Origin of the sequence: Rugosimonospora africana, from assembly GCF_016862975.1 — a bacterium.
GTDB lineage: Bacteria > Actinomycetota > Actinomycetes > Mycobacteriales > Micromonosporaceae > Rugosimonospora > Rugosimonospora africana.
Window position 1 is genome coordinate 55,390 of the sequence record NZ_BONZ01000084.1, and the last position, 17,285, is coordinate 72,674.

General features: G+C 70.9%; 15 protein-coding genes. 13 read left to right on the forward strand and 2 right to left on the reverse strand.

The genetic code is table 11. From position 1 onward, the window contains the following. The first annotated feature begins 143 nt into the window (after window positions 1-143). The 6 genes from Raf01_RS39260 to Raf01_RS39285 all read left to right on the forward strand — a co-directional run bounded on the left by Raf01_RS39260 (window position 144) and on the right by Raf01_RS39285 (window position 5,761). Window positions 144-1,157, forward strand: a complete 1,014-nt coding sequence (locus Raf01_RS39260; protein WP_203923189.1) for a hydroxyacid dehydrogenase — start codon at window positions 144-146, stop codon at window positions 1,155-1,157. 262 nt (window positions 1,158-1,419) lie between these two features. After that, window positions 1,420-3,555, forward strand: a complete 2,136-nt coding sequence (locus Raf01_RS39265) for a PQQ-binding-like beta-propeller repeat protein (protein ID WP_203923190.1) — start codon at window positions 1,420-1,422, stop codon at window positions 3,553-3,555. Window positions 3,556-3,615: 60 nt separating this feature from the next. Continuing rightward, window positions 3,616-4,539: a Gfo/Idh/MocA family protein gene (locus tag Raf01_RS39270; RefSeq protein ID WP_203923191.1), complete on the forward strand. Its 924-nt coding sequence runs from the start codon at window positions 3,616-3,618 to the stop codon at window positions 4,537-4,539. A gap of 89 nt (window positions 4,540-4,628) precedes the next feature. Next, entirely contained in the window at window positions 4,629-5,000 is a 372-nt protein-coding gene (locus tag Raf01_RS39275) for a VOC family protein (RefSeq protein ID WP_203923192.1), read from the forward strand. Then, window positions 4,993-5,325, forward strand: coding sequence for an ArsR/SmtB family transcription factor (locus Raf01_RS39280; RefSeq protein ID WP_203923193.1), 333 nt, complete (start codon window positions 4,993-4,995; stop codon window positions 5,323-5,325). The genes Raf01_RS39275 and Raf01_RS39280 overlap by 8 nt, the downstream gene beginning before the upstream one ends. Then, on the forward strand, window positions 5,318-5,761 hold the full coding sequence (locus Raf01_RS39285; protein WP_203923194.1) for an SRPBCC family protein: 444 nt from the start codon (window positions 5,318-5,320) through the stop codon (window positions 5,759-5,761). Before Raf01_RS39280 ends, Raf01_RS39285 begins: the two co-directional genes overlap by 8 nt. Window positions 5,762-6,095: 334 nt before the next feature. Here Raf01_RS39285 and Raf01_RS39290 read toward each other — a convergent pair whose 3' ends face one another. Both Raf01_RS39290 and Raf01_RS39295 read right to left on the reverse strand, forming a co-directional pair. Further along, window positions 6,096-7,229, reverse strand: a complete 1,134-nt coding sequence (locus Raf01_RS39290; protein ID WP_203923195.1) for a helix-turn-helix domain-containing protein — start codon at window positions 7,227-7,229, stop codon at window positions 6,096-6,098. Window positions 7,230-7,343: 114 nt separating this feature from the next. After that, complete coding sequence (locus tag Raf01_RS39295; RefSeq protein WP_203923196.1) at window positions 7,344-8,423, reverse strand: glycosyltransferase family 2 protein; 1,080 nt, start codon at window positions 8,421-8,423, stop codon at window positions 7,344-7,346. Between the two features lie 120 nt (window positions 8,424-8,543). On the opposite strand from Raf01_RS39295, the gene Raf01_RS39300 reads away from it, so the two are divergent. The 7 genes from Raf01_RS39300 (at window position 8,544) to Raf01_RS39330 (ending at window position 17,271) form a co-directional block, all read left to right on the forward strand. Further along, complete coding sequence (locus tag Raf01_RS39300; RefSeq protein WP_203923197.1) at window positions 8,544-8,840, forward strand: ASCH domain-containing protein; 297 nt, start codon at window positions 8,544-8,546, stop codon at window positions 8,838-8,840. Window positions 8,841-8,954: 114 nt separating this feature from the next. After that, window positions 8,955-9,929 carry a GNAT family N-acetyltransferase gene (locus Raf01_RS39305; protein WP_203923198.1) on the forward strand — a complete coding sequence of 325 codons (975 nt, stop codon included), beginning with the start codon at window positions 8,955-8,957 and terminating at the stop codon, window positions 9,927-9,929. Window positions 9,930-10,311: 382 nt separating this feature from the next. After that, window positions 10,312-11,322 (forward strand): amidohydrolase family protein, encoded by a 1,011-nt coding sequence (locus Raf01_RS39310; protein ID WP_203923199.1) that lies wholly within the window; start codon window positions 10,312-10,314, stop codon window positions 11,320-11,322. A 234-nt stretch (window positions 11,323-11,556) separates the two neighbouring features. Next, window positions 11,557-12,789 (forward strand): FAD-dependent oxidoreductase, encoded by a 1,233-nt coding sequence (locus tag Raf01_RS39315; RefSeq protein ID WP_203923200.1) that lies wholly within the window; start codon window positions 11,557-11,559, stop codon window positions 12,787-12,789. 224 nt (window positions 12,790-13,013) lie between these two features. Continuing rightward, entirely contained in the window at window positions 13,014-14,078 is a 1,065-nt protein-coding gene (locus Raf01_RS39320) for an ABC transporter substrate-binding protein (protein WP_203923201.1), read from the forward strand. A 116-nt stretch (window positions 14,079-14,194) separates the two neighbouring features. Beyond that, entirely contained in the window at window positions 14,195-15,394 is a 1,200-nt protein-coding gene (locus Raf01_RS39325) for an ABC transporter ATP-binding protein (RefSeq protein WP_203923202.1), read from the forward strand. Continuing rightward, window positions 15,391-17,271: an ABC transporter permease gene (locus Raf01_RS39330; protein WP_203923203.1), complete on the forward strand. Its 1,881-nt coding sequence runs from the start codon at window positions 15,391-15,393 to the stop codon at window positions 17,269-17,271. Before Raf01_RS39325 ends, Raf01_RS39330 begins: the two co-directional genes overlap by 4 nt. Window positions 17,272-17,285: the final 14 nt, after the last annotated feature.

Genomic DNA, 17,285 nt, shown 5'->3' on the forward strand with positions numbered 1-17,285 from the left:
GGTGCGGGTCGACAGGTGTCGACCAGGGTCGATCGTAGGCGGCGCATCGCACTTTAGGTCAAGGCCGAAATTGCGATTCAGCAGTGAATGCCGCGATGGCTGGGGGTACCCATCATTAACGGCTACGACCTAAACTCTCAGACGTGCAGTCCGCCCTCACCGTCGCGGTCGCTCTGCCGGCCGCGTTGCGCGACATGTTCTTCCCGGCGCCACTCGACCAGCGGCTCGCCGCCGCCGGGCGGCTGGTGTTGCCGCCGCCCGGCACCGACCCGAGAGACCCGGAGAGCTTCGCCCGCCTGCTCGCCGACGTGGACGCGGTGGTGACCGGATGGGGCTGCCCGCCACTGACCGCCTCGGTGCTGGACGGGGCGCCCCGGTTGCGGCTGCTGGCGCACACCGGCGCGTCGGTGCGGCCGTACGTCACCGCCGACGGCTTCGCCCGCGGCGTGCGGGTGACCCAGGCCGGTGCGGCGATGGCGCACGCGGTGGGGGAGCAGGCGCTGGCGCTGACCCTGGCACTGCTGCACCGCCTGCACCGGTTCGACCACGCCCTGCGCGCCGGTGCCGAATGGACAGCCGCCAAGGCGGCTCCGTCCCGGTACGAGCTGCGCGGTTCACCCGTCGGGGTGGTCGGCGCCTCGCGGACCGGGTGCGCCTACATCGCGCTGGTACGCGCGTTGGGTGCCGAGGTCAGGTGTGCCGATCCGTACCTGTCCGAGCCGGCGGCCGCCGAGCTCGGCGTGACCCGTACCGGCCTGGATGAGTTGCTGCGCGGCTGCCGGGTGGTGTCGCTGCACGCGCCGGTGCTGCCGGACACCGTGGGTCTGCTCGGCGCGCGCGAGCTCGCCCTGTTGCCGGACAGCGCGCTGCTGGTCAACACGGCCCGGTCGGCCCTCGTCGACGGCGCCGCTCTGCTGGCCGAGCTGGAGAGCGGCCGCATCGACGCGGCGCTGGACGTGTTCGACGAGGAGCCACTTCCGGTGACGCATCCGCTGCGCGGTCTGCCGAACGTGCTGCTGACCCCGCACGAGGCGGCGGGCACCCAGGAGTCGCGCCGGAGGGCGGGCGAGATCGTGCTGGCGGAGCTGGGCCGGTTCTCCTCGGGTGCGCCGCTGGAGCACGAGGTCACCGAGCCGATGCTCGCGCGGATGGGCTGAGCGCACCGCCCGCCCCGAACCGACGCGGCCCGAGCACTCCGCCCGCCCGGCCCCGCCGCGGCCCGCGTGCGCGGCTCGCCCCGCCCGGCCCTGCCGTGGCCTGCGTGCGCGCCCCGCCCGGCCCTGCCGCGCCGCGGGCCGCCGCGCTTCGGCCCGGGTTCCAGTTCCGGCTGCGGCCGAAAAGTCTATCTGGACGCCGGATGCCGCAGTGATGAATGATACGGGCTGGACCGTAACCGGTTGGCACCGCTTGGGAGGACCGATGCGCAGACGTACCCTGCTCGCCACCCCCGCGCTCGCGGCCGGGGCCGCTCTGCTGCCCGCCACGGCGGCGGAGGCGGCCGGCACGAGCCCGAGCGCGCCGGCCGGCACGAGCCCGAGTGCGCCGGCCGGCACGAGCCCGAGTGCGCCGGCCGGCGGTGGCCAACCGGTGCCGCTCGCGGTGCCACTGCACGACGTGAATGTCATCGGCGGGCGGGTGCTCACGCTGCCCGACGGCACCCCGATGCTGTACGGGGTGACCACCGGAACCCCGGCGAAACTGTCCGGTGTGGACGCCCGCAGCGGGGTGGCCCGGTTCAGCGTGCCGTTGCCGGACGCGGACGGCTCGTACACCGTGGTCGCCGGCACGGACGGCAGCCTCTACGCCGGCGCGTACGACAACGGGCGTCTCTACCGGGTGTCCGCGGACGGCGCCACGGTGACCGACCTCGGTCAACCGCTGGCCGACCAGACCTTCCTCTGGGACCTCGCGGTCGCCCCGGACGGCCGGCTGTTCGGCGTCACCTACCCCGGCGCCCGGCTGTTCGCCTACGACCCGGCCGGCGGCGGCGTCCACGACTACGGCGCTGTCACCGCCGACACCACCCAGGCCCGCACCGTCGAGGTGGTCGGCGCGACCGTCTATGTCGGCACCATGACGCCGGCCCACCTGTTCGCCATCGACGCGGCCAGCGGCGCGAAGACCGAGCTGCCGCTGCCGTCCGGGGTCGACGCGGCCACGCAGTCCATCTTCGACGTCAACGCCGCCGGCGGCCTGCTGTACGTGCGGATCGGCACCGACATCAAGTACTCCCCGCTCTACGCCCTCGACCCGGCCACCGGCCAGTGGTCGGCGCCGCTGTCCCAGGTGGCCGGTCTGGAGCTGCCGGCACCGGACCCGGACGGTCGGGTCTACGTGATGCGGAACAACGAGCTGACCGCGTGGGATCCGGCATCCGGAGCGAGCAGCGGCACCGGGCTGGTCTACCCGGGGCGGGTCTACAACTACCGCGGCGTGGGCTGGGTCGACCTGGCCGATCCGGACTGGCCGGGGCAGACGCTGACCGGCTGGTTCTGGCGTGGCGAGCTGTGGAGGTACAACCCGGAGACCGGCAAGAGCTGGGTGAGCACCGACTCCACGCTGCCGGGCGAGCCGATTCCGGTCATCTCGCTGGCCTCCGCCCACGACGGCACCGTGCTGGCGGGCGGCTACCTGGGCGGGTTCGCACGGGTCGACCCGGACGACGCCACCGTGCAGTTCCACCGCTTCTCGCAGACCGAACGGCTGCTGGACGACGGTACCGCGATCTGGCTGGGCACCTATCCGGACGCCCGCGGGTACCGTTACGACCCGGCACGGCCGTGGAGCAGCCCGGAGTACTCGCCGGGGCCGCCCGGCACCCCGGACAACCCGGTCACCGCGTGGAACTTCGCCGGGTACGCCGATCCTCAGGACCGGATCCTCTCACTGGCCCGCGTCGGCGATTACCTGATCGGCGGTACCGGTCCGAAGGGGCCCACGTTCGGCGGGGCGCTGGCCGTCTACGACACCGGCAGCGGGCAGGCCCGGTTCACCGCGACCGGACTGGGCGACCGTGCGGCGAGCGCGTTGGCCGCCCCGGCCCGCAGCCGTGCGGACATCGTCTACGTCGGCACCTGGACCCAGGGCGGAACCGGGGCCGGCACTCCGCCGGAGACCCTGGGTACGGTCTTCGCCTATGACATCGGGCGCGACCGGGTGCTCTGGCAGCGCAGCCCGGTACCGGGTGCGGCCCGCTACGCGGCGCTGCTGTTCGACACCCAGGGTCGATTGTGGACGGTGGCCGACAGCACGCTGGCGGAGCTGAATCCGGCGAACGGGAAGGTGCGCCGCAGTGTGCGTCTGGGCGACCCGGTCTCCGGCGGCACCTGGCCGGCCGAGGTTGCCATCCTGCAGCCGGCACCGGGGGGCCAGGCGCTGTACGTCAAGTCCGGCGGCCGGGTCTGGTGGGTCTCCACCCGTACCTTGGCGGCCACCGACCTCGGCCTGCCCGGATATCGCGAGTTCACCGCCCTGCCGTGCGGTGACCTGGTGCTCGCGCTGGACGAACAGCTCTACCGGTGGACTCCACCGGCCCGGCTGCGGGGCGGGGCCTGACCGGACCGGGCAGCGCGGCCGTGCTGCCCGCCGGTGACTCGCCGGATAGAGTCGTGCTCCGTGAGGATCGGCATCGCCGGGCTGGCCACCAGCCACCCGTACACAGACGCACGCGGCCTGCGGCAGCACGCGCAGCTCGTCGTCTGGGAGCCGGACGCCGGCCGGCTGGCCCGGTTCCGGGAGGAGCACCCCGACGCCGTGCCGGTCGCCGACCTGGACGCACTGCTGCGCGCCGACCCCGACGGCGTGGTGCTCACCGTACCGACGCCGGAGGTCCCCGGCGCGCTGGCCCGGATCCTCGACCGGGACCTGGCGTGCTTCGTCAACAAGCCGGCCGCCGCGTCCCGGGCTCAGCTGTCCGCGCTGCGCCCGGTGGTGGCTCGGGCCCCGCACCGGGTGCTGTCCAGCTCGGTGCTGCGCTTCGCGCCGAGCTTCGCCGCGCTGGCCGACACCGCCGTCGATCGGGCCGACCTGCTGGCCGCGCGGGTCACCGTGCGCCACGATGTCGGCCTGTGGGCTACCGGCTACAACCCGTGGCAGGACGATCCGGCAAGCGGCGGTGGGACCATCGTGTCGATGGGCATCCACGGCGTGGAGCTGCTGGTCGCCCTGCTCGGCCCGGCCATGCGGGTGGTGGGCGCGACCGCGAGCATCCGCCGGTACGGCGCCCTGCGCTCGGAGGACACCGCGCTGGTGGTGCTGCGCTGGGACGACGGCCTCGTCGCGACCGTCGAGGTGCTCGGCGTGACCGCCGAGGAGTCGTACGAGGTGATCCTGCACGCCACGGACGGGGATCGCGGCACGCTGCTGCGGGGCGGGCCGGGCAGCGAGACGGCCCTCGGCTACCGGGCCACCATCGAGGCGTTTCTGTCCATGGTGGACGGAGCGCCGAGCCCGGTGCCGTGGGAGCAGACCGAGGCCGTGTTGGGGGTGCTCGCCGATGCCCGCGCGGCCACCGACCCCGGGCGGCGCGAGCGCGCGTGACGACGTGGCGACATGACGACGCGACGGTCGGCGCGCCGTGGGGCGGCGGCCCTTGACGGGTAGGAGATCTCCTACCTAATATCGGCGCCATGAGTCTCACGCACATCCAGCTGCTGTCCCTGCCCGTGACCGACCAGGACCGCGCGAAAGACTTCTACCTCAACACCCTCGGATTCGAGCTGGTGTCCGACAACTCGATGGGACCCGAGCAGCGGTGGGTCCAGGTCCGCCCGAAGCACGGGCAGACCTCAATCACGCTGGTCACCTGGTTCGAGACGATGCCGCCCGGCTCCGTCAAGGGGCTGGTTCTGGAGACCGACGACCTGGACGGCGACATCGAGACCCTGGCGGCGCGGGGGTTGCCGGTCGGCGAGGCGCAGCAGGCGCCCTGGGGGCGGTATGTCACCTTCGACGACCCCGACGGCAACGGCATCGTGCTGCAAGCCACCGCCGGTGCCTGACATCGACGTCTTCGCGGCGCTGGCCAACCCGGCTCGACGTCAGCTACTCGGCCTGCTGCTCGACAGCGGTCCGCTGCCCGTGCAGCAGCTTGCCGCACAGTTCGCGATGAGCCGGCCCAGCGTCTCCGAGCACCTGAAGGTACTCAAGGACGCCGGGCTGGTGGGGGAGCGGAAGGCGGGGCGGCAGCGGTACTACGAGCTGCGCCCCGAACCGTTGCGCGACCTGACCCGGTGGCTCACGCCGTACGAGCGGTTCTGGCGGGAGAAGCTGGGGAACCTGCGTACCCTGCTCGATGAGGAAGGCGACCCGGCAAGCCATGACTGATCCGCGTACGGTTCGCGTCGATGAGTTCCTCGCCCATCCACCGGCCCGGGTCTGGCGGGCGCTGACCGACCCGGTACTGCTGGCGAAATGGTTCATGCCCAACGATTTCCGGCCGGTCGTCGGCCACGAGTTCGCATTCCTGACCCAGGCCCGGCCGAACGCCGAGTTCGACGGCGTCGTGCACTGCCGGGTTCTGAAGGTCGAGCCCGAACGCCTGCTGCGCTTCAGCTGGCGCGGCGGTCGGCTGGATACCACCGTGACCTGGACCCTGGTGGCGGAGGGCCGGGGCACCCGGCTGTTCCTGGAACACGACGGCTTCGACGGCGATGACCCGATCCAGCAGCACGCCCGAGGCATCATGGGCGGCGGGTGGTCCACGCACCTGTCCACCCTCGACGCGACCCTCAGATCGAACGCCGCCCGGTCGGGGGAATGACCCGGGCCCGCTGAGGCTGCGCGTACTGCTTCGGGCACCACCCCAGGCCGTCCCGGCAGGCGTACGCCCCGCTGGTGTGGGTCCACTCCCCACTGCCGTCACGCACGACCGGTACGCCGCACCATCTGCAGGACGGCACGCGGCCGGTCGCGGTTGCCTCGTCGGCCTCCGAGGCAGTCCACCGGCCCGGTGCACGCTCCATGCCGCCAGCCCTCCTCGCCGGGAACGGACGGCCGAGCCTCGCCGGCGCCGGCCGCCGCGCTGTTACGGCTAGCCTCGCCGCAGCCGGGCAGTCACCGGAAGACGGCCGGCGTCAGCGGAACCACGCCGCGCGTCAGCAGATCTGCTGGCGTACCCGGCCGGCGGTCTGAGCCAGCTGGACATCGCCGGTGGCGGCAGCCGTCCGGTCGACCTCGTCGAGCACGTCACGAGCCGCTGACGGATCCCCGTCTACGGCGTGGGCGACGGCCAGGTCACAGAGGTACCGGGCGGCGTGCGCCGGCCCGGGCGGGAGTGCGGCCAACCCCGCGATCAGCTCGCCGACGGCTCGCCGGCTGTACCCGTCGATGCCCTGAGCGCCGAGGTAGCGGTATACCCGGCCACGTTCGAGGGCGAAGAATGCCGCGTCCCGGTAGTAGTGCCAGGGCGGGATCTCGCCGCCGTACTCCATTGTCACGGCCTCGAGGTCCCGTGACCGGGCGACCAGTTCGTCCACGGCGGTGGGCTCACCCGCGACGGCATACCCCCGGGCCGCTTGCAGCGCGTCGTACGCCTGCTCGCCCGGGTACACGGCGGTGATGGTCTGGGCCGCCTCGGTCAGCCCGACCATCGGCCCGACCTCGCCCAGGGTCCACGCCAGGTGCCCGCGGAACGACAGGGCAGTGCTGGTCAGGTCCTGGTTGTCGGACTCCACCGCCCACACGATCGCCCGGTCGAGCCAGGTCTCGGCCACGGCCGGACGGCCGGCGGAGATGTTGAGCCATCCGGCGAACTGTGCCCACTGGGCGGCGAGGTCGACGATCAGCCGGCGCCGGTGCCCGGCGGCCTCTCGGACCAGCGTGATGAGCTGATTCATCTGCTCGGTGACCGGTTCGATCAGCGGTGTCGACCCGATCGAGTCCTCGCGCACCCGCTGGTCGGCGAGCATGCCGACGAGAAGCCGGATCGTGGCGTCGTCGACGCGGCGGGGATGCTGGGCGACGTAGGCGAGGCGGGCGTCGTCGTCGAGGGTGAGCGATCCGGGAACGGTCAGCAGCCTGGCCAGCACACCGCCGGTCGCCAGGACATCGTCGAGGCGCCGGGCGAACTCGCGGGTCGGTGCCCGGCGCCCGGTCTCGACCTCCCAGAGGTGCGTCTGCGAGTAGGCGGCGAGTGCGCCGAGCGCCCGGTATGACAGCTGGCGTTCCTCGCGCAGCTCGCGTAGACGCGCCCGGAAGGACGGATCGACGACGACGATTTCGCGGGCCATGGGTGGGGGCTCCCGAGGTCACAGTCTCGGTGTCGGGGCCGGCGCTGTCACCCGACGGCCCGTGATGGTCACAGGCTAGCCGAGCCGCCGCATCATTCGCGAGTTTCTTACGTCTCAGCGACGGGTGTAGACACGCACCCGGTCGTTGTCCAGCAGGAGGCGGTGGGTCGTCTCGAGAGTCGCCCGCAGGCTGGGCCGCGCGTCCAACCACGGAAACGACGGCCAGGCAATCACGACGTGATCCGATGCCGGCCGGTTGCGCTCCAGATCGTCGAGTACGTCAGTGTCGGCGGCGTGCTCCGGCAACGGGACCAACGGCCGGACGCGGGTGGGCTCGACACCTATCCGGCCGCCGTCGATCAGCACGAAGCGGGTCGGCGGCGGAAGCGCCTTGTCGATCTCGTCGAGTGCCCGCAGCGAACGGATCGGCCAGGATCGCTCCCGCCACGTCGACTCGTCGGGCTGGCGGCCAAGTTCCCGGCAGCGTTCGGCCATCTTGGCGATGGTCAGCTCGTGCGCGCGCACGCTGTGCGGCAGGCGGTCGTCGTACCGGCGGGCCATGAAGTTGCTCTGGTCGTGGAAGCGGATGGCACCGCCCGGGTGGTCCAGCCGGGCGATCGGACCGTAGAGCGGTGCGAGGTCGTAGAGGTAGCCGTCGGCGCAGACCCGCATCCGCTCGGGCATCGGCAGCACCCGGGCGAGGAACGGACGGCCGTAGGCGTTGCCGGAACTCGGCGGTGTGGGGTAGGCGCCCGGGCCGCGGCCGGCGACCAGATCGGACAGGTCACCGGCGGGCAGCTCGACCGGCGGATTGACGCCGCCCAGCAGCTGGCCGGACGCGTCCATCTCGGCGAGCGGCCAGTGCAGCTTCGCGTACGGCTCGACCTCGTACCTGGCTCGCGCCTCGGCCATGGTCTCCGGCAGGATCCGGTCGTCGGCGTCCAGGAAACACACCACGTCACCGCTGGACGCCGCGAAACCGGCATTGAACGCGGACGCCTGACCGCCGTTGGGCTTGGCGATGCCGACCAGCCGGTCGCCGTACGAGCGGATGATGTCGGCGGAGCCGTCGGTCGAGCCGTCGTCGACGACAATCACCTCGACGTCGTCGCCCGAAGCGAGGGCGCTGTCGACGGCGGATCGCAGAACCCGCTCGTAGTTGTAGTTCACGATCACCACGGTCGCCGTAGTCACCCGCAACCCCCAGGTTCACGCCCTCACGGTCGAACATAGGTCATCCGGGCCGCCGTTTCCGGTGCCCGGGTACCAGCGGCGAACGGTTCACCCGAAGGGGGGATCGGGTAGGTTCGATCCGTGCAATTCAGCGCTGAGCTACGAGAGGCGGTATTGGCGGGGGACATCACGGTGTCCTTCCGGCTCTGGGCACGCCCGCAGGTCAAGCCGGGCGGCCACTACCGGGTGGGCTCGGGACTGATCGAAGTGGATGCGATCGAACTCGTACCCTTCGCCGCCCTCACCCCCGATGACGTCCGCGCCGCGGGCGAACCGGACCGGGAGTCGCTGCGGCGGCGGGCGGCTCACGCCGGCCCCATCGCCGACGACACCCCGCTCTACCGGATCGAGTTCCACCCGGTCGACACCGAACGGTGAGCGCGCACCGGCCACGCCGCCGCCGCGCGGCGCGGGTGTCCTGCTCGCGCAGCGCCGGGAGCCCACCGCTGGCACCGCGATAATCCGGTTGCCCACCTGCTTAGTGTCAACACTATGGACGTCGCACGCCTGACGGACCGGGGATACACCGAGGCCGACGCGGCCGGTGCCACCGCGCTGTTCAATGTCGCCGAGTCGCACGCCGGCGGCCATCCGGGCTGGACCGTCCCGGAGGTCCGGGCAATGCTCGCGTCGATGGTCCGCGACCACGACCGCGACGCGCGGGTGGTCGTCTCTCCGGATGGCGACATGGTGGCGGTGGCCGTGGTTGCCAGCCCGCCGGAGGGGGGCTTCCGGATCGACCTGATGGGTGCGGTCCGGCCGGACCGGCGGGGCCGCGGCATCGGCCGGGATCTGTTGGGCTGGCAACTGCGCCGGGCGCGGGAGATTCACCGCGACACGGCGCCGGAGTGCGACTGGGTCATCCACGTCGCGACCAACGCCGAAGACACCGACACGCTGCGGCTGTACCGGCGGGCGGGGCTGGCCCCGGTCCGGTACTGGTTCGACATGGAAGCCACCGCCGACCGGCCGGCAACGGTACCGGTACCGGACGGGTTGCGGGTCACCGAATACCGGCCGGGTCGCGACCGCGACCTGCACGCCGCGCACACCGAGGCATTCGCCGACCACTGGGGCTCGCAGGCCAGGACCTACCCGGACTGGGAGTCGCTGACCGTGCGCAACGAGTCTTTCGCGCCGGCGCTGAGCCGGGTCGCCTACGACGGCGACCAGATCGCCGGCTACGTGCTGGCATACCTCGACGACGACCCCACCCGTGTCTACATCGGACAGGTCGGCGTGCGCCGGGCGTGGCGGCGGCGCGGGCTCGCTGCCGCCATGCTGTCCCAGGCGCTGCGGGCGGCGGTCCCGGCAGGCAGGCACACCCTGGCGCTGAGCGTGGACGCCGACAGCCCGACCGGTGCCGTCGGCGTCTACGGGCGGGTGGGCTTCACCGTGCAGACCCGTGGCGTCACCTACGCGATTGACCTGCCGGCCGCGCCCACCACCGGAAGCGGCCAGGACTAGGCCCGCCCGCCACCGGCGGCTGCGGGCGTGAGGCCCGGTCCGCCACCGGTCGACAGCCGGCATGAGAGCCGGCCCACCACCGGTGGCAGCCAGGATGCGACGACGGCAGGCGTCAATGCCCGGCGCCGGCGAGCCCGGCGGCACGCGCCGCGCCGCGGCGGTGAGCGTCACCGACCCCCGTACCGCCGGCGTCGAAATTTTCTTCCGGGTCGGACCGGTTTCCTCCGGAACTACCGATTCCACTATGCGAAAGAGATCTACCAATTCTGCCGCAGAGCGGGAAGAGTGAGGGCACGACCTGCACCGTGATGTCCGGCGGCCTCGCTGCCGCGTGCGCGATGCCGGGTCGGGAACCAGGCGCGACATGACCGGGAGGATGCAGGTGCCGGAGCTCACCCGCGCGAAGCGGCTGTTGGACTGTCATTTCCATTGGTACCCGCAGCACGTCGAAGACGGACTCAACCGGTCGAATGGGCGCACCCGCCGTCACACCGCGGACTGGTACGACCTGGAGGGGCAGCTCGCGCGCATGGACGCGCTGGACCGTCCGGTCGACGTCATCTCCTCGACCGGACCGTTCACCGGCCTGTTCACGAACACCGAGATCGGCGCCGGCGACTCGCGCGCGTTGACCCGGCTGCACAACGAGACGATGGCTGACGGCCAGCGCCGCTACCCGGGCCGGTTCTGGGGCACCTGCGTGCTCCCGCTGCTCGAACCCGACGTCGCGCTGACCGAGCTGGAGTACGCGGTCGGCACGCTCGGGCTGGTCGGGGTCAACATCCCGGGCCGGATCGGCGCCGAGGTGAACCTCGACGACCCGCGGTACGAGGAGCTGTACGACCGGATCGAAGCGCTCGGCGTGCCGCTGTTCATCCACCCCAACGACGAGGCGTTCGAGGGCGCACTCGGCGGGTACAACGGGGCGCTGCACCTCAGCCTGGGCCGGGTCATCGACGTCAGCGTCTCGGCGTACCGCCTGGTCCTCAGCGGTGTGTTGGAGCGGCACCCCGACCTGAAGCTGATCATGTCGCATGCCGGCGGTGCCCTGCCCTATCAGGCCGGGCGCATGGACAAGAACTCCGGCGCGGCCGGGCTCCCGAAGTCGCCGACCGAGTACCTCCGGCGCATCTACACCGACACCGTGATGCCGCAGGCGGCCAGCGTCGGTTTCGCCATCGGCTTCTACGGCGCCGACCACGTCATGTACGGCAGCGACTATCCCTGCTGGGATCCGGACGCGGCGCTGCGCGTCATCGACGAACTCGACCTGGACGACGAGTCGCTCGACAGGATCACCTACCGCAACGCCTACGAGCTGTACGGGCTGGGTCGCCGGGCGGCCGGTTCGGGCGCCGGCGACCGGGTGCCGGCCGGGACCGCCCCGCGCTGACCCCGGCCGCCCCGCACCGCGTGCCGCGCCCTGCCGGCACGCGGTGCATCGGCATGTCCTGACCTGCTCGGACGTTCGCGCTCGTCAGGTCACGGTCGGGTCTCGGGCAATTTCGCATAGAGGAATTCTCTTGATCTGATTTCGCTAGTCAGTAATTGTCAGTGGCGTGATCTGGACCTTCTCGGTAGATGAACCGCAGGCAACGCCATCCTCCGTCGCGCCGTGGGAGGCACGATGACCACCGGCCGGAGTGTCCTCATCGCGGGCGGCGGGATCGGCGGCCTGTGCGCGGCGCTGTGCCTCGCCCGCCGCGGGTTCGACGTGACCGTGCTGGAACGTTCACCCGAGTTCGGAGAGATCGGTGCGGGCCTGCAACTCGCGCCCAACGCCACCCGCGTTCTGCGCAGCCTGGGACTGCTCGACGCGGTGCTCGAGGTCGGAGTCCTGCCGGACCGCCTGGTACTCGCCGACGTCACCACCGACGAAGAGCTGACCGCGCTCGACGTCACCGGGTTCGGCGAACAGTTCGGCGGCCCGTACGTGGTGGCCCATCGCAGCGATGTGCTCTCGATCCTGCTTCGGGCGTGCCTGGCGGATGCCTCGGTGCGGCTGCTCACGAGCAAGACCGTGGTACGCGTGGTGGAACCGGACGCGGGCACGGTGCGGGCGGAGTGCGCCGACGGCACCAGCTACGACGGCGACGTGCTCGTCGGCGCCGACGGCCTGCGGTCCACGGTACGCAAGCTCATCGACGACTCGGAGCCGGTCTTCTCCGGCTACGTGGCATACCGGGGCGCCGTGCCGACCGAGCGCGTCGCCGCCCGTTCCGACAGCCGTGACGTCGTGGCCTTCATCGGCCACGGACGGCACTTCGTGCAGTACCCGCTCCGCAGTGGAAGCTTCTACAACCAGGTCGCTGTGTTCCGCAGCGCCCGTTACCTCGCCGGCGAGCCGAACTGGGGCACGCCGGAGGAGTTGGAGACCGCGTTCGAACCGTCGAGCGCGCGCATCCGCACCGCACTGTCCGCCATCGAGCGCGGCATGAGCTGGCCGATGTACGACCGCGAGCCGCTGACGCGGTGGGTGCACGGCCGCTCGGTACTACTGGGCGACGCGGCCCACCCGATGCTGCAGTACCTCGCGCAGGGCGCGTGCCAGGCGATCCAGGACGCGGACTGCCTCGCCTACTCGCTTTCCGGAGCGGTCGAAGCCGGCCGCGACGTCATCGACGGATTCACCGAATACCAGCAGCACCGCATGGGCCCAGCGCAGCGCACGCAACAGAACGCTCGCGTCTGGGGCGACATCTGGCACACCGACGGCCTCGCCGAAACACTCCGCAACGCCTACCTCCGCGAGCGTGATCCGAACGACCTCCGGCACGTCGCGCCGTTCTATGCCCTCGCCGAGACGTGCTCCCACTCGGTTCGGGGAGGTCTCTCCCGGGCCGAGCCGTCACCCGCATGACCCGCCAACCGGCGCGGCGTCACCGCTACGCCCCGACTCCATCCATTCGCTGCAGTTGAAGGATTTAGGACTCTATCGTGAGCGATCACCCCTTAGCTCCCACACAGAGGACACGGCGTACGCGCCGGGTGTCCTTAGCCGTCGGCGTCGCGGTTCTCAGCCTTTCGGCCGTCGCGGCCTGTGGCTCTGGATCCAGTGACAAGCCGGCTCAGACGACCGACCAGGTGGCGGCATCCCTCGCGTCGTCCTGCGGCGGCACCGCCGCCGACTGGACCACGCTCATCACGGCCGCGAAGAAGGAAGGCAAGCTGACCATCTCCGGGCCCCCCAGCCCCGAGGTGAACAAGCAGGTTCCGGCCGCCTTCCAGAAGGAGTTCGGGGTCAGCGTCCAGTACATCGCCGGTGCGAGTGGCACGACCGCCCAGAAGATCAAGAGCGAGCGTTCGGCCGGTATCTACAGCCTCGACGCGTTCCTGGCCGGCGGCAACACCATGTCCACGGTGATCTACCAGTCCGGCTGGCTGGATGACCTGAAGTCGGCGCTCATCTCGCCGAAGCTGACCGATCCGAGCCTCTGGCAGAGCGGAGCACAGGGTGCCCCGTTCGTCGACCAGCCGAAGTTCGACAGCGTGGCGAACCTCAGCATCCAGGGTCAAGAGCAGTTCATGGTCAACACCAAGCTGGTCGGTAACAAGATCAACGGCTGGCACGACCTGCTGGACCCGAAGTGGAAGGGCAAGATCGTCGCGATGGACCCGACGAAGGGCGCGGGTCTGGGCTTCAACGTCGTGGTGATGCTGGAGAAGAAGTTCGGCGCGGACTTCGTCAAGCAGCTCTACAAGGGCCAGGGCGTGGTACTCGAGACCGACGACCGGCAGGCCGCGGACAGCGTGGCCAAGGGCCAGTACGCGGTGGCGATCGGCGTCTCCGAGGCGAACGGCCAGCTCGACCAGCTCATCGATGACGGCCTGCCGGTGCGCGTGGTGGCCCGGCCGAACGACGCGCCGCAGATGATCTCCTCGGGCTATGGCGAGGTCGGAATGATGAACAAGGCGCCGCACCCGAACGCGGCCAAGCTGTTCGCGAACTGGCTGCTCTGCCCGGACGGCAACAAGGTCTGGAACGAGGCCAACCGCTACCAGTCGACCCGCAAGGACGTCGACGTCAAGGTGCCGGACTTCATCAAGGCCGACCTCAGCGGCGACTACTGGGACACCTATGACTGGAAGCTCCTGACGTCCAACGACACCGACCAGCTGGTCAGCCAGCTGCAGACCGACCTCAAGTGATCGCGAGCGCCGGCCGCCCCACCTCGGGGCGGCCGGCGCCGCCGCCGCTCGATGACCAAGACCGCCCCAACCGTCCCGGCTTTCGTCCCGGCCGTTGGGTCGCAGAGGAGGAGTTCATGGTGATGGTCCCTGAGACCGGCGGACCCGCCAAGTCCGCTGTCGCAGACCAGCGAGGCAAGTCGCCGGAGCCGACCTCGCCTGCCGCCGATGCGCGTACGCACCTGCGGCTGGAGGGGGTCTCGCGCTATTTCGGGCACGAGGCGGCGGTGAATCACATCAACCTCGACATCAAACGCGGGGAGATCTTCGCGCTGCTCGGCGCGAGCGGCTGCGGGAAGTCGACCACGTTGCGGATGATCGCCGGCCTGGAGCCGGTCGACGAGGGGCAGATCGTGATGGGGGACCGGGTGCTGGCCGACGCCCGTACCCGCAAGTCACTGGCCCCGGAGCGGCGCAACATCGCGATCGTCTTCCAGTCGTACGCGATCTGGCCGCACATGACGGTGGCGCAGAACGTCGCGTTCCCGCTGAAGATGCGGCGTGTCCCGCGTGCCGAGCGCCGTACCCGGGTCGACAAGGTGCTGCAGCTGACCGGCATGGACAAGTGGGCGGACAAGTCCGCGACCCTGCTGTCCGGTGGCCAGCAGCAGCGGGTGGCGCTCGCCCGGGCCCTGGTGTACGAGCCGGATCTGCTCCTGCTCGACGAGCCACTGTCCAATCTGGACACTCAGCTGCGTACCCAGATGCGCAGCGAGATCCGGCGGCTCAACCAGGAACTCGGCGTGACGATGCTGTTCGTCACGCACGACCAGGATGAGGCGTTCACGGTTGCCGACCGGGTCGGCGTGATGGCCGGCGGCAAGCTCGAGCAGATCGGCACTCCGGTCGAGATGTACGACCACCCGAAGACGCCGTACGTGCGGGACTTCCTGGGCAAGATGCTCAGCGTCGAGGGGACGCTCACCTGGTCCGGCGCCGAGGCGACGGTGCGCCTGCCGAGCCTGGACGGCGCGTCCGGCGGCGGGATCACACCGCTGACCGGCCCCGACCTGGCCTCGCTCGACGGCGAACGGGTCCGACTGTTCTTCCGGCCAGAGGACGTGGACATCGAGCCGATGCCGAGCGGAGCGCTGCGCCCGAACCAGATCGCGGCGAAGGTCGTCGGGGAGGAGTACCTCGGGGACCACTACGAGTACAAGATCGATATAGGCGGCTCGACCGGCGGCATCGCGGCGCCGCGTCGCAGCGGCCACCGCGTCGGCGACACCATCGCCCTGCAGGTCGACCCCGCGCGCGTTTCGGTGTGGGCAGCATGACGATCGCGCCGCCCCGCCCACCGGTCCGGGAGATCCCGCCGGTTCAGCCGGATCTCCGCCGTACCCGCCGGTTCAGCCTTCGCGGACTGCGCGGGGTACCCGTCGTCCTGATCGTGGCGGCCCTGACCGCTGTGCCGGTCCTGCTGTTGCTGTTCAACAGCTTCAACGTGTCCCGGCCCGGCGAGGCGTCCCGGTACGGGCTGGACAACTGGCGCAAGGCGCTCTCCGATCCGCAGTTGGGCACCGCGATCTGGAACACGCTGCGGCTCGGCGTCACACGCACGCTGATCGCGGTGGTCATCGCGACGGTGCTGTCGTACCTGATCGCCCGCACCGACATGCCCGGCCGGCGGGTGGTCGAGGTGGCCCTGTGGTTCGCCTTCTTCATCCCGCCGCTGTCCATGACGCTCGGCTGGATCGTCCTGCTCGACCCGTCCAACGGCGTGATCAACACGGTGCTGCGCTCGCTGTTCGGGTTGTCGAGCGTGCAGGGACCGCTGAACATCTACAGCTTCTGGGGCATCATCCTCGCCCACATCAGCGCCTCCTCGGTGCCGCTGATGACGATCCTGATCATCCCGTCGATGCGACGGATGAGTTCGAGTCTGGAAGAGGCGGCGCGCAGCTGCGGAGCCGGCCGCTTCCGGACCGTCGTGTCCGTCACGCTGCCGCTGGCCCGGCCGGCGATCATCGGCGCGGCGCTGCTGAGCTTCATCTACTCGCTGAAGACGTTCGAGATCGAGTACCTGCTCGGCAACCCGATCGGCTTCAAGGTGTACTCCACGCAGATCTACGACTGGGTGTACCGCGAGCCGCCACTGTACGGGATCGCCACCGCACTCGGCATCATGATCATCCCGGTGATGGTGATCCTGGCCATCGCGCAGCGCCTGCTCACGCGCAATCGCACCTTCGTCACGGTCGGCGCGCGCGGGTACAGCGACGTGCCGATGGCGCTGGGCAGGGTCCGGCGCTGGGTGGTCGCGGGCTTCGCCTACCTGTACGCCGTGCTCATCATCGGGCTGCCGGCCGCCGCGCTGATCGTCGGGTCGTTCATGCGGCGGTTCGGCTTCTTCCAGATCAAGCATCCGTTCACGACCGCGAACTGGTCGGATCTGGTGCACGACAACCTGTTCGCGCCGGCCGCCTGGAACAGCCTCAAGATTGGCATCGGCGCCACGGTGCTCGGCGTGCTGGTGTACTTCGCCATCGCGTTCGTGGCGGTGCGAACCCGGATGCGCGGTCGCGCCGCGGTCGACGTGCTGGCCTGGCTGCCGGTCGCGGTACCCGGCATCCTGCTCGGCCTCGGCCTGCTCTGGCTCTACCTCGGCACGCCGCTGAAGAGCATCCTGTACGGCAGCGTGGGCGGCCTGATCCTGGCGATCATCATCAACCACATGGCGACCGGTACTCAGCAGATGAAGGCCGGCATCATGCAGATCAGCCCGGACCACGACCAGGCCGCCCGCACCTGCGGCGCCCGTCCCGCGCGCAGTCTGTGGCACATCATGCTGCCGCTGCTCGGACCGTCGGTCGCGGCCGTGGCGGTGCTGACATTCGACACCGCGATCCGCGACATCAGCTCGGTGGTGCTCCTCACCAGCGGCAACTCGCGGCCGCTGTCGGTGCTGCTGCTCGAATACAGCTCGACGAGCGAGCTGGAGGAGGCCGCCGCGCTCGGCGTGATCATGAGCATCGTCACGGTCATCGTCGGTCTGGTCGCGACGAAGCTCGCCGGTGGCCGGATGCAGCGCGGCAAGTCACGCCGCCGTGCGGCGCGCCGGCCGCTCGACGCCACCGCGCCGCTTCCCCTGTCCCCGACCTCCGACTCCCTGCCCGACGCTCCCCAAGGCCGCCCGGCCGCGAACCTGAACTGAGGAACCTGAGGACC